10 protein-coding genes and 1 pseudogene are annotated in these 12,501 nt (G+C 61.4%); 3 read left to right on the forward strand and 8 right to left on the reverse strand.

What is annotated here, in order from left to right:
- Window positions 1–19 precede the first annotated feature (19 nt).
- The 8 genes from D8U60_RS07210 to bioB form a co-directional block, all read right to left on the reverse strand.
- On the reverse strand, window positions 20–1,309 hold the full coding sequence (locus tag D8U60_RS07210) for a GGDEF domain-containing protein (protein ID WP_039757672.1): 1,290 nt from the start codon (window positions 1,307–1,309) through the stop codon (window positions 20–22).
- A gap of 191 nt (window positions 1,310–1,500) precedes the next feature.
- Window positions 1,501–3,306, reverse strand: a complete 1,806-nt coding sequence (locus D8U60_RS07215) for a phenylacyl-CoA dehydrogenase (protein ID WP_130899814.1) — start codon at window positions 3,304–3,306, stop codon at window positions 1,501–1,503.
- A 275-nt stretch (window positions 3,307–3,581) separates the two neighbouring features.
- The gene (locus tag D8U60_RS07220; protein WP_071173831.1) at window positions 3,582–3,878 is read right to left on the reverse strand and encodes a pyrroloquinoline quinone biosynthesis protein PqqE; all 297 of its coding nucleotides are present in this window, start codon (window positions 3,876–3,878) and stop codon (window positions 3,582–3,584) included.
- Window positions 3,879–3,986: 108 nt separating this feature from the next.
- The gene (gene bioD, locus D8U60_RS07225) at window positions 3,987–4,667 is read right to left on the reverse strand and encodes a dethiobiotin synthase (protein ID WP_130899815.1); all 681 of its coding nucleotides are present in this window, start codon (window positions 4,665–4,667) and stop codon (window positions 3,987–3,989) included.
- A complete protein-coding gene (bioC, locus tag D8U60_RS07230; RefSeq protein ID WP_130899816.1) occupies window positions 4,664–5,473 on the reverse strand; it encodes a malonyl-ACP O-methyltransferase BioC in 810 nt (269 codons plus the stop codon). The genes bioD and bioC overlap by 4 nt, the downstream gene beginning before the upstream one ends.
- Window positions 5,466–6,197, reverse strand: a complete 732-nt coding sequence (locus D8U60_RS07235; RefSeq protein WP_130899817.1) for an alpha/beta fold hydrolase — start codon at window positions 6,195–6,197, stop codon at window positions 5,466–5,468. Before D8U60_RS07235 ends, bioC begins: the two co-directional genes overlap by 8 nt.
- Window positions 6,190–7,368 (reverse strand): 8-amino-7-oxononanoate synthase, encoded by a 1,179-nt coding sequence (gene bioF / locus D8U60_RS07240; protein WP_130899818.1) that lies wholly within the window; start codon window positions 7,366–7,368, stop codon window positions 6,190–6,192. Before bioF ends, D8U60_RS07235 begins: the two co-directional genes overlap by 8 nt.
- A gap of 159 nt (window positions 7,369–7,527) precedes the next feature.
- Window positions 7,528–8,583, reverse strand: a complete 1,056-nt coding sequence (bioB, locus tag D8U60_RS07245; RefSeq protein WP_016772860.1) for a biotin synthase BioB — start codon at window positions 8,581–8,583, stop codon at window positions 7,528–7,530.
- A gap of 91 nt (window positions 8,584–8,674) precedes the next feature.
- On the opposite strand from bioB, the pseudogene D8U60_RS07250 reads away from it, so the two are divergent.
- The 3 genes and pseudogenes from D8U60_RS07250 to D8U60_RS07260 all read left to right on the forward strand — a co-directional run bounded on the left by D8U60_RS07250 (window position 8,675) and on the right by D8U60_RS07260 (window position 12,317).
- Window positions 8,675–9,407 (forward strand): annotated as a pseudogene (locus D8U60_RS07250) (ComF family protein).
- A gap of 173 nt (window positions 9,408–9,580) precedes the next feature.
- Window positions 9,581–10,345 carry a TOBE domain-containing protein gene (locus tag D8U60_RS07255; RefSeq protein ID WP_130899819.1) on the forward strand — a complete coding sequence of 255 codons (765 nt, stop codon included), beginning with the start codon at window positions 9,581–9,583 and terminating at the stop codon, window positions 10,343–10,345.
- Between the two features lie 70 nt (window positions 10,346–10,415).
- Window positions 10,416–12,317, forward strand: a complete 1,902-nt coding sequence (locus tag D8U60_RS07260) for a PhoX family phosphatase (RefSeq protein ID WP_024014570.1) — start codon at window positions 10,416–10,418, stop codon at window positions 12,315–12,317.
- Window positions 12,318–12,501: the final 184 nt, after the last annotated feature.

The raw sequence follows: 12,501 nt of genomic DNA on the forward strand, positions 1-12,501 counted from the left end.
CTGAATGCGCCGTCATCACTCAACCCGCAGCAGCGTCCATGCGCACCGCGCCACGGCGGTTCTGCCCGAATGCCATGACGCAGTTACGCCCGGCACCCTTGGCGCTGTACAACGCCTGGTCGGCGGACTTGAGCACTTCTTCAGGGGTGCGCTGCTCGACACGTTCGGCGACGCCGATACTCACCGTCACCGACACCGCCGAAGCCCCGGAACCGCTACGGCGCTGGCGACCTTGCTGATCATCCTGCGGGCGGTTTTCCTGGTTGCGTAACTGAATGCTGTAAGACGCAATCGATTCACGGATCACTTCCAGGTGCGGCATGCACTCCTCAAGGGTCTTCCCTGCGAACACCAAGGCAAATTCCTCACCGCCGTAGCGATACGCCCTACCGCCACCGCTGATTTTCGACAGTTTGCTGGCGACCAGCCGCAGCACCTGATCACCGACATCGTGGCCGTGGGTGTCGTTGAATTTCTTGAAGTGATCGACGTCGCTCATCGCCAGCACATAGTTGCGCCCCAGTCGCTGCATGCGTTCGTTGAGCGCACGTCGTCCCGGCAGACCGGTGAGCTCGTCGCGGAAGGCCATTTGATAGGCCTCATGTGCAACCGCTGCGGCGATCATCAGCATCACCTGACTGCACATGATGTTCAGGGTGAACGGCAGAATGAAGGTCTTCGGCAACATCCAGAACACCCCGAGCAAGCCGACCAGTTGCGCCGCGTGCAACGGACGCGGGTTGCGCCAGTATTGCCAGGCCAGCAGCAGGAAGGCCGAGATGAACACTGGATAGGACAACTGGATCAGACTCATCCACGCGCCGTGCAGCGCCGGCCAGCGGATCTCCGAGAGCCACAGCAGTAGCGCCTGTGGGTAACTTTGCTCCAGTCCCAGCGCTACGCTGCCAAATGCCAGCAGCACGGCAAAGCGCGCGACCATGTCCTGAAACAGATGGGTACGCTCCTGCCACGCCGCGAACAGCCCGAACAACAGAGGCAACAACAGGCAGACCAGATGAAACACCACCGCAGCGTCTTCGCGGACCTTGCCGTTGTCGCGGTAAAAGTCGGTCTGGGTGTCCAGCAGAAAGTAGGCGATGTACACCGTGAGCATCAGAAACAGTTCGCGCTGACGTCGATACACCGCGCAATACGCGCCACCGAGGAGCAGAACCAATGTCGGCAGAACGTTGAACAGCGATGTGAAAAACACGCTGAGGTCTTTGACGTACGCAGCCGCCAGCCCCGCAAGCAATAACAGCAGTGATGGCAGGAAATGGCTGAAACGTACAGCGGAAGAACGCGGCAAGGGTAAGCTCCGACCCGTCATAGCAAAGAGATGGCATTGTGCCTGCAAAGTGCGGCCAAGCCCACACAATGTGATCCAGATCACACACGGTCTCTATAACGGCCGGAAGCTCGACTATCTGAGCGATCCGCCAATAAAAAAACCGCTGCCCCCTAACGGGAGCAGCGGTTTTCGTCAGACTGCGTTAAGGCTTAGTAGCCCAGCGCGAAGTCTTCTTCTTTCATGTCCATCAGGTTGCCAGCACCCGACAGCATAGTGGCCACGTGCGTACGGGTACGCGGCAGGATGCGCTGGAAGTAGAAGCGCGCGGTTTGCAGCTTGGCGGTGTAGAAGGCCTCGTCGCTGGTGCCGGCGGCCAGTTTTTCCGCAGCCAGACGCGCCATGTCCGCCCAGAAGTAGGCCAGGCAGGCATAACCGGAGTACATCAGGTAGTCCACGGAGGCCGCGCCGACTTCTTCGCGGTCTTTCATGGCGGCCATACCGACCTTCATGGTCAGCTCGCCCCATTCCTTGTTCAGTGCAGCCAGCGGCGCGACGAATTCCTGGACGGCTTCGTTGCCTTCGTTGGTCTGGCAGAACTTGTGGACGATCTTGGTGAAGCCTTTCAAAGCTTCGCCTTGAGTCATCAGCACTTTGCGGCCGAGCAGGTCGAGGGCCTGGATGCCGGTGGTGCCTTCGTACAGCATCGAAATGCGGCTGTCGCGAACGTTCTGCTCCATGCCCCACTCGGCGATGAAGCCGTGGCCGCCGTAGATCTGCACGCCGTGGTTGGCGGCTTCGAAACCGACTTCGGTCATGAACGCTTTGGCGATCGGGGTCATGAATGCCAGCAGTGCATCGGCCTTCTTCTTCTCTTCTTCATCGACGCCGTATTTGACGATGTCGACCTGCTTCGCAGTGAAGTACACCATCGCGCGGTTGCCTTCGGCGAACGCCTTCATGGTCAACAGCATGCGGCGCACGTCCGGGTGGACGATGATCGGGTCAGCGGCTTTGTCCGGCGCTTTCGGGCCAGTCAGCGAGCGCATTTGCAGGCGATCACGAGCGTATTTCAGACCGCCCTGGAAGCCGATTTCGGCGTGAGCCAGACCTTGCAGTGCGGTACCGAGGCGAGCGGTGTTCATAAAGGTGAACATGCAGTTCAGACCTTTGTTCGCCGGGCCGATCAGGTAACCGGTGGCGCCGTCGAAGTTCATCACGCAGGTGGCGTTGCCGTGGATGCCCATCTTGTGTTCCAGCGAACCGCAGCTCACTGCGTTGCGCGCGCCAATGGTGCCATCGGCGTTTGGCAGGAACTTTGGAACGATGAACAGCGAGATGCCTTTGGTGCCAGCCGGAGCATCGGGCAGACGCGCCAGTACGATGTGGACGATGTTGTCGGCCATGTCGTGCTCGCCGGCCGAGATGAAGATCTTGGTGCCGGAAACTTTGTAGGAACCGTCGGCCTGAGGCTCGGCCTTGGTGCGCAGCATGCCCAGGTCGGTGCCGCAGTGCGGTTCGGTCAGGCACATGGTGCCGGTCCATTCGCCGGAGACCAGTTTGGTCAGATAGGCTTGCTGCTGCTCAGGGGTGCCGTGCTCGGAGATGGTGTTCATCGCACCGTGCGACAGGCCTGGGTACATGCCCCACGACCAGTTGGCTTCGCCGACCATTTCGCTGACCGCCAGGCCCAGCGACTCAGGCAGACCTTGGCCGCCGTGCTCAACGTCGTGGGCCAGGCTTGGCCAGCCACCTTCGACGAATTGCTTGTACGCCTCTTTGAAGCCAGTCGGGGTTTTCACGCCGGACTCGCTCCAAGTGCAACCTTCGATGTCGCCCACGCGGTTCAGCGGCGCCAGTACCTGCTCACAAAACTTGGCGCCTTCCTCGAGGATGGCGTCAACCATGTCCGGCGTGGCGTCTGCGCACGCTGGCAGGCTCTGATAGTGCGCTTCGTAGCCGAGCAGCTCGTCACGAACGAAGCGAATATCACGCAAGGGGGCCTTGTAGTCAGGCATAGCGATAAACCTCTGCTGATGTAACCGGGAATGAACGACCGTGTTGAGTTGTTGTGACGGTCAAACAGTTGTTTGAAACATACGTTTACGCCGAAATCTTGTCAAGCATCGTTCTTTTGCCGTTCGTCATCACATTATCCAAATGCCGGAAACTGGAAATCGCCGCGACTTCACTTAAGCCACGGGCGTTGTAAAAAAGATTAGTTGAGCAAGAAGGACTTAAACGAAAAACGCCGCGACAGGGCGCGGCGTTTCGGTATCTAGAACAAACTCATTCAGGCAAAGGTATCGATGATCGTCCCGAGCACTTCGTCGGAAGCCTTGGCCACCTTCACACCCAGCTCTGCCTGGATCTTGCCCTGCGACAGCTCGACGATATTGCTCGTCAGATCCGATTCTTGTGCGCGATCCACGCCGCGCAGGCGATTGACCTGCACTTCGGACGACTGGCTGGTCACCGAACGTTCGATAGTGTTGTTGGCGATCTGGCTGGCGGCCTGATCGACGCGGTTCTGCCCGGACTGAATCGAGCTCAGCCCCGCATAAAAAGCTGTGTTGCCGGAGATTTCCATAGTCACTCTCATCCCTGCAAAGGATCAATGCTCGCCATTGAAGCAGACGCGCCAGCAAAACACCCGTCAGAAACACTAATGGCACAGTGCCTGTTCATAGCGAGAAACTTAATCGAGCAAATCCAGTTGCAAATGCTCGGCCACCGCTTCGGCGCTCAACACCTTGAGTTTCGGCACGCGACCCAGGCACGGCGCGGGGATGCGCTCAGCCAGGGTCGCAAGGTTCTCCTCCAGCCGCGAAGTTTTCGGATCGATAATGTTGGCCACCCACCCCGCCAATTGCAGGCCATCTCGGGCAATCGCCTCGGCGGTCAGCAACGCATGACTGATGCACCCCAGCCTCACGCCCACCACCAGAATCACCGGCAGCTTCAGCGCAATCGCCAGGTCCGAGAGATTGTCCTGATCCGCCAACGGCACCCGCCAGCCGCCCGCGCCTTCGATCAGGGTGAAATCGGCGTTCATCGCCAGAATCCCGCGCATCGGCGCCAGCAGCGATTGCACCGTCAGCGCCACACCCGCTTCGCGCGCCGCCAGATGCGGAGCGATCGCTGGCTCGAACGCCACCGGGTTGACCTGTTGATAAGTCAGCGGCAAGGAACATTCGGCCAGCAGCGCCAAGGCATCGGAGTTACGCAAGCCTTTGGGCGTGACGTCGCACCCGGAAGCCACCGGTTTGCCCGCCGCCGTGCTCAAGCCAGCCGTACGCGCCGCATGGAGCAATCCGGCAGCAACCGTGGTCTTGCCGACATCGGTGTCGGTACCGGTGATGAAATAGGCTGCGCTCATAGAGGTTTCTCCAACACGGCGTACACCACCTGATACGTTGCCGGCAGCCCCGACGCCTGACGGAACCGCTCGTACGCTTCGATCAGCCCGAGAATCCGCGCCCGCCCTGTCAAACCGCCCGGCCGCCCGGGATTCAGATTGTGTGCGCCCAGCGCTTTCAGCTCGTGAGTCAGGCTGCGCACATCCGGGTAATGCAACACGTGCTGCTGATTTTCCAGAGTCACAGTGCGCATGCCACTGCCGGCACATAACTGTTCATAGCGGGCGAACTCGCGGAAGCGATTGACGTGCACCAACCCGTCGACCTGCTGCCAACTCTCACGCAACTCGAACAGCGTCCCTGTACACAGACTAGCAAAGGCAAAAATCCCGCCCGGTTTCAGCACGCGCATGGCTTCGCTGAGCACCGCCTCGAAGTCGGCGCACCATTGCACCGCGAGACTGGAGAAAATCAGATCGACGCTCGCATCCTGCAACGGCAGCCGTTCGGCATCGCCAGCAATGAAATGCTCAGCGCCACCCAACGGCCGTGCGTGCTTGAGCATGCCCTCGGCAATGTCCAGCGCGACACCGCTGCCCTGGGTGAAACGCGAGGCCAGCGCACGAGTGAAATAGCCGGTGCCGCAACCGAGATCGAGCCACCGCGACGGCATGAAACTCCCAGGCAAACGCTCAAGCAGCTGCGTGCCGACGTCACGCTGAAACTCCGCGACACTGTCGTAACTGGCCGCAGCGCGAGAAAAAGACGCCGCCACCTGGCGCTTGTCGGGCAAGCCCCCAGGCAGCACAAGGGACAGGTCAGTCATCAGCGCACTCATGTAGAAAAGCCTGGATCGCGCCCGCGACTCCGTGCGGGTCTTCCAGCAGAAAAGCATGGCTGGCCTGTTCGATCAGACCAATTTCGATATCCGGCAATAGCGCGAACAATGCGCCGGCCGCTTCCGCCGGAACCAGCGCGTCCTGCCCGCCGAACAGATGAAACTGCGGGCCGCGAAACCCCTGCAACGCCTGGCGCGTATCCAGTTGCGCGAGTAGCTCCAGACCCGCCATCAGCACGGCCGGCGCGGTTGCCGGCGCGCCACCGAGCAGCAACCGCGACAAGCCACGCGGGTCTGGCGAACCTTGCGCACATAGCAGAGCGAAGCGCTTAAGCGTGGTACGCGGATCGGCCTGGCAACCGGCAAGAAACGCATCGAACGTCTCGCCAGGCATCGCGTTCGGCCACTGTTCGTGGGCGACAAACGCAGGGTTGCTCGCCAGCGTCAGCACCCCGCAGCACGCCTCGCCGCGTCGAGCCGCCAACTCAGACGCGAGCATGCCGCCCAGCGACCAGCCACCGAGCCAGACTTCCTGCGGAATGCGCGCATCGAGTTCGTCGAGCCAGTCTTCAAGGTCAGCGGAATCCAGCTCCGGCAGCGGTTCGATCTCGACTTGCAGATGTTCGTCGAGGCCACGCAATGCTCCGGCCAGCGGCTCCAGCGGCGACACGCCAAGGCCCCAGCCGGGCAGCAGGATCAGACGATTACGCATGGCCTGGCTCCAATGACAATCGGGCAAAACAATCTGCCAGCCCTTCCAGCAACTGTTGCACCTGCGCCTCGCTGTGGGCGGCGGTCAGCGTGACGCGCAGTCGCGCGCTGCCGGCCGGCACGGTCGGTGGACGGATCGCGGTCACCATCAAGCCGCGCTCGCGGAGCATTTGCGAGAGCCGCACCGCGCGGCCGGCATCGCCAATCATGATCGGCTGGATCGGCGTGAAGCTGTCCATCAGCTCCAGTCCGATCTGCTCGGCGCCGTGGCGGAACTGGCGAATCAGCGTCTGCAAGTGTTCACGGCGCCAGTGTTCGCTGCATAACAGCTCGAGGCTTTTCAGCGTCGCGCAGGCCAGCGCCGGTGGTTGGCTGGTGGTGTAGATATACGGGCGGGCGAACTGGATCAGGCTTTCGATCAACTCTTCGCTGCCGGCGACAAAGGCCCCGGCGGTGCCGAAGGCTTTACCGAGAGTGCCGACCAGCACCGGCACATCGTCCTGGCTCAAGCCGAAATGCTCGACGATGCCGCCACCGTTGGCGCCCAACGGGCCGAAGCCATGCGCATCGTCGACCATCAGCCACGCGCCTTTGGTCTTGGCCGCGCGGGCCAGCGCCGGCAGGTCGGCGATGTCACCGTCCATGCTGAATACGCCATCGGTCACCACCAGCGTATTACCAGCGGCTTTCTCCAGGCGCTTGGCCAGACTCTCGGCGTCGTTGTGCAGATAGCGATTGAAACGCGCGCCGGACAACAGGCCCGCGTCCAGCAACGAGGCGTGATTGAGCCGGTCTTCGAGCACCGTATCGCCCTGCCCGACCAGCGCGGTGACCGCGCCGAGGTTGGCCATATAGCCAGTGGTGAACAGTAGCGCACGCGGGCGTCCGGTCAGTTCGGCGAGTGCTTCTTCCAGCGCGTGATGCGGGCTGCTGTGGCCGATCACCAGATGCGACGCGCCACCGCCGACACCCCAGCGCTCGGCACCGGCGCGCCAGGCTTCGATCACCTGCGGATGATTGGCCAGGCCCAGATAGTCGTTGTTGCAGAAAGCGAGCAGCGGTTGGCCGTCGACCACGACTTGCGGGCCTTGCGGCGAGTCGAGCAGCGGACGCTGCCGGTAGAGGTTGTCGGCACGACGGGCAGCAAGGCGTGCGGCGAGATCGAATGACATGCAGGCCTCGATTTTCAAATGACACAGATCCCCTGTGGGAGCGAGCCTGCTCGCGAATGGGTGTCACATCCAACAGGGATGTTGGCGGCCAAACCGCTTTCGCGAGCAGGCTCGCTCCCACAGGGGTTTTGCATTCCTTCAGGGCAATCGCGCGGTTTATTACACCGCAGCGTTGTAGAACTGCTCGCTACTTTTCTGCTCCACCAGTGCCTGCTCAATCGCAGCCTGATGAACCTCATCGGAGTGCTCTTCGCGAGCTTCCGGCTGGATACCGAGGCGCGCGAACAATTGCATGTCCTTGTCCGCCTGCGGGTTGGCGGTGGTGAGCAATTTGTCGCCGTAGAAAATCGAGTTGGCGCCGGCGAAAAATGCCAGGGCCTGCATCTGCTCGTTCATCGCTTCGCGACCGGCCGACAGACGTACGTGGGATTGCGGCATGAGGATGCGCGCCACGGCGAGCATGCGGATAAAGTCGAACGGGTCGATGTCTTCGGCGTTTTCCAGCGGCGTGCCGGCGACTTTCACCAGCATGTTGATCGGCACCGACTCCGGGTGCTCCGGCAGGTTGGCCAACTGGATCAGTAGATTGGCGCGATCGTCCAGCGATTCGCCCATGCCGAGAATGCCGCCGGAGCAGATTTTCATCCCCGACTCACGCACGTAAGCCAGCGTCTGCAGACGTTCGCTGTAAGTGCGGGTGGTGATGATGCTGCCGTAGAACTCCGGCGAGGTGTCGAGGTTGTGGTTGTAGTAATCGAGACCGGCCTTGGCCAGCGCCTCGGTCTGCTCCTGATCGAGACGGCCGAGAGTCATGCAGGTTTCCAGGCCCAAGGCTTTCACCCCTTCAACCATCTTCAACACATACGGCATGTCTTTGGCCGACGGATGTTTCCACGCCGCGCCCATGCAGAATCGCGTAGAACCAATGGCTTTGGCGCGGGCCGCCTCTTCGAGGACCTTCTGCACTTCCATCAGTTTTTCTTTTTCCAGACCGGTGTTGTAGTGCCCGGACTGCGGGCAGTACTTGCAGTCTTCCGGGCAGGCGCCCGTCTTGATCGACAGCAGTGTCGAGACCTGCACGCGGTTGGCGTTGAAATGTGCGCGGTGCACCGTTTGCGCCTGGAACAGCAAGTCGTTGAATGGCTGTACGAAGAGTGCTTTGACTTCGGCCAGAGACCAATCGTGACGCAGGGTGGCAGTGGTGCTCGCGCTCATGGGCAATTCCTTGGTTATGCTTGGCTGGCGCCGGGGGAAACGGAATACCCACAGGCGCTACACGGATGTTCGGCATATTTAAGGAAGAGCGATGCGCTGTCAACCGCAATACCAGGGACCGGTTTACATCTGTTTAAAAAACGTACAGACCTGTTTGCTTTGCGATGAGCCCGCAGAAGCACATGCCAATGTGCGTGGCCTGCGAAACCGAATTGCCCTGGCTCGGCAGTCACTGCCAGACCTGCGCTTTGCCGCTGGCGGCGGATGGCCTGACTTGCGGCGAGTGCCTGCTAGAGCCTCCGGCCTTCGAACAGGTTGCCGTGCCCTGGGTTTATGGCTTCCCCGTGGACAGTCTGATTACACGGTTTAAACACAACGCGAAATGGCCGTTTGGTCACCTGCTCGCCGACGTTCTCGGCCAATACCTGCAGCATCGCTTCGCCGAGGACCTGCCGCGCCCCGATGTGCTGCTACCGGTACCACTGGCGAATAAACGCCTGCGTCGGCGAGGATTCAATCAGGCGGCGATGCTCGCGCGCTGGTTGAGTGTTTCGCTGGGTTTGCCGTGCGAAGAACAGCTGCTGCGGCGAGTCATCGACACCGATGCTCAACAGGATCTCGATGCCAAGGCGCGCAAGCGCAATTTGCGCAATGCCTTTGCGCTGGCGCCTGATGCAGAGCTAAGCGGCCGCCATTTCGCGCTGGTGGATGATGTTCTGACCACGGGCGCGACCGCTCAAGCGCTGGCGCGGTTGTTGATGAATGCAGGTGCGGCGCGGGTTGATGTGTATTGCCTGGCCCGGACGCCGAAGCCAGGCTCTTGAAGACGAGACATAGCCCTGTAGGAGCTGCGGCACGCTGCGATCTTTTGATTGTAAAAAACACGATCAAAAGATCGCAGCGTGCCGCAGCTCCTACAGAAGACCGTGTTCGGCTTGACTCATGCGTTGCAAGTGGCCAACGTCCCTCTCATCGCCCGAGCCAGAAGCGTTCTGCCATGTCCCTGCCCACCCTGCTGTCCCAGCACATTGTCCGCCGCCCGCAGCGCATTGCCCTGCTGCAACACATCGCCGAGCAAGGCTCGATCACCCGCGCGGCGAAGAGCGCGGGGCTCAGTTACAAGGCGGCATGGGATGCGATCGATGAGTTGAACAACCTGGCGCAGAAACCCTTGGTCGAGCGCGTGGTGGGTGGCAAGGGTGGTGGCGGCGCCAGACTGTCCAGCGAGGGCGAGCGGGTGCTGCGCCTGTATCAGAAATTGCAGGCATTGCAGGCGCAGGTGCTGGAAGCGGCGGAAGACGCCAGTGATCTCGACCTGCTCGGGCGGCTGATGCTCAGGACCAGCGCGCGCAATCAACTGCATGGCACGGTGGCAGCGATTCAGGCGCAGGGGCGCAACGATCTGATCCACCTCGAACTGGCCGAAGGCATTGCTCTGGAGGCACAGATCACCCACGACAGCACCGTGCATCTGGAATTGCAGATCGGTACCGAAGTCATGGCGCTGATCAAGGCTGGCTGGCTTGAACTGCTCGGCACCGATCAGCCGGCCACGCCCGGACACAATGTCCTGCGCGGCACCATCGAAGCCATCCTCGATGCCGAGGACGGTCCCAGCGAGGTGCGCATTTCCCTGCCCAACGGCCAGACACTTTGCGCCTTGGCCGAACCGCTGCACTTGCGCAACCAGCAACTCGCCGTGGGGTCTGCGGTGCAGGTGCAATGCGCGCCGTCCAACGTGCTGATCGGCACGCCGCTCTGATTTGTCCCTGCCACAAAAGCGTCATCGACCCGCATTAAGGTGTTGCCCATAACCAAGCAGGGAGCCTGATGTGAGCCTATTAGAAGAAAACCAATCCACTGATCTGGAAAAAATGGTCGGCCTCAGCCGTCGCGGTTTCATCAGCGCCGGAGCCTTGTGCGGCGCGGCGATGTTCCTCGGCGGCAACCTGCTGAGCCGCAGCGTCATGGCGGCCAGCGTCAGCGCCGGCAACAGCCGTCTGCTCGGTTTCGAGAGCATCCCGGCGGCGACCACCGACGCCATCAGCCTGCCCAAGGGCTACAAGTCTTCGGTGCTGATCAGTTGGGGCCAGCCGTTGCACAAGAACGGCCCGGCCTTCGATCCGAGCGGTAACGGCACCGCTGCCGCACAGGAAGTGCAGTTCGGCGACAACAACGACGGCATGAGCCTGTTCGCCTTCCCGGACGACAAGAACCGCGCGCTGATGGCGATCAACAACGAATACACCAACTATCGCTACCTGTATCCGCATGGCGGCATGCCGCAGTCGGCTGAGGATGTGCGCAAGGCATTGGCCTGCGAAGGCGTGTCGGTGATCGAAGTGCAGCGCAAGAACGGCCAGTGGCAATTCGTCCAGGGCTCGCGCTACAACCGTCGGATTCACGGTAACTCGCCGCTGCGCATCAGCGGTCCGGCCCGCGGCCACGACTTGATGAAAACCGCTGCCGACAAGCACGGTAAGAAAGTCCTCGGCACCTTCCAGAACTGCGCCAACGGCAAGACGCCGTGGGGCACCTACCTGACATGCGAAGAAAACTTCACCGACTGCTTCGGCAGCAGCAACGCCCAGCAGCAGTTCGATGCCGCGCAAAAGCGCTACGGCGTTGTCGCCAGCAGCAAGGACATCAACTGGCACCCGCACGACCCGCGCTTCGACATGGCCAAGAACCCTAACGAGCTCAACCGTCACGGCTGGGTGGTCGAGATCGATCCATTCGATCCGCAATCGACTCCGGTCAAACGCACCGCGCTGGGCCGCTTCAAACATGAAAACGCCGCGCTGGCCGAGACCGACGATGGTCGCGCTGTGGTGTACATGGGCGACGACGAGCGTGGCGAGTTCATTTACAAATTCGTCAGCCGCGACCGCATCAACCATCGCAATCAGAAAGCCAACCGCGACATCCTCGATCACGGCACTTTGTATGTAGCCAAATTCGATGCCGGCGACGGCAACCCTGATCACCCGAAAGGCCAGGGCCAGTGGATCGAACTGACACACGGCAAGAACGGCATCGACGCCAGCAGCGGGTTTGCCGATCAGGCCGAAGTGCTGATCCACGCGCGCCTTGCCGCCAGCGTGGTTGGCGCAACGCGCATGGACCGTCCGGAGTGGATCGTCGTCAGTCCCAAGGACGGCCAGGTTTATTGCACCCTGACCAACAACGCCAAGCGCGGTGAAGACGGCCAACCGGTGGGCGGGCCGAACCCGCGCGAGAAGAACGTTTACGGGCAGATTCTGCGCTGGCGTACCGACCGCAACGATCACGCCTCGAAGACGTTTGCCTGGGATCTGTTTGTGGTCGCCGGCAATCCGGGCGTGCATGCCGGGACGCCGAAAGGTGGCTCATCCAACATTACCCCGCAGAACATGTTCAACAGCCCCGACGGTCTGGGTTTCGACAAGGCCGGACGCCTGTGGATTCTCACCGACGGCGATTCGAGCAATGCTGGCGACTTCGCCGGCATGGGCAACAACCAGATGCTCTGCGCCGATCCTGCGACCGGTGAGATTCGCCGTTTCATGGTCGGGCCGGTGGGTTGTGAAGTGACCGGAATCAGCTTCTCGCCGGATCAGAAAACCCTGTTTGTCGGGATTCAGCATCCCGGCGAGAACGGCGGTTCGACCTTCCCCGAGCATCTGCCCAATGGCAAGCCAAGGTCTTCGGTGATGGCGATTACCCGGGAGGATGGTGGGATCGTCGGCGCCTGATAATCCCTCATCGCTGGCAAGCCAGCTCCCACAGGTTTTGCGCAAGATCTGTGGGAGCTGGCTTGCCAGCGATGGCATCAGCAAGGACACCAACCACCTCCCCCGCTGCCATCTGCGCTACCATGCCGAGCCGGACGCAGCAGCCTGCTGCGCGCAGGAGTCAGCATGGCCCACCCGTTTGAAA

The organism is Pseudomonas sp. Sample_11, assembly GCF_004307505.1.
Taxonomy (GTDB): Bacteria; Pseudomonadota; Gammaproteobacteria; order Pseudomonadales; family Pseudomonadaceae; genus Aquipseudomonas; species Aquipseudomonas atacamensis.

Coding starts and splice junctions, on each gene's coding strand:
- D8U60_RS07215 (WP_130899814.1), bottom strand. CDS start 3,306: ATGCCTGACTACAAGGCCCCCTTGCGTGATATTCGCTTCGTTCGTGAC.
- bioD (WP_130899815.1), bottom strand. CDS start 4,667: ATGAGCGCAGCCTATTTCATCACCGGTACCGACACCGATGTCGGCAAG.
- bioC (WP_130899816.1), bottom strand. CDS start 5,473: ATGACTGACCTGTCCCTTGTGCTGCCTGGGGGCTTGCCCGACAAGCGC.
- bioB (WP_016772860.1), bottom strand. CDS start 8,583: ATGAGCGCGAGCACCACTGCCACCCTGCGTCACGATTGGTCTCTGGCC.
- D8U60_RS07235 (WP_130899817.1), bottom strand. CDS start 6,197: ATGCGTAATCGTCTGATCCTGCTGCCCGGCTGGGGCCTTGGCGTGTCG.
- D8U60_RS07255 (WP_130899819.1), top strand. CDS start 9,581: ATGTCCCTGCCCACCCTGCTGTCCCAGCACATTGTCCGCCGCCCGCAG.
- bioF (WP_130899818.1), bottom strand. CDS start 7,368: ATGTCATTCGATCTCGCCGCACGCCTTGCTGCCCGTCGTGCCGACAAC.
- D8U60_RS07220 (WP_071173831.1), bottom strand. CDS start 3,878: ATGGAAATCTCCGGCAACACAGCTTTTTATGCGGGGCTGAGCTCGATT.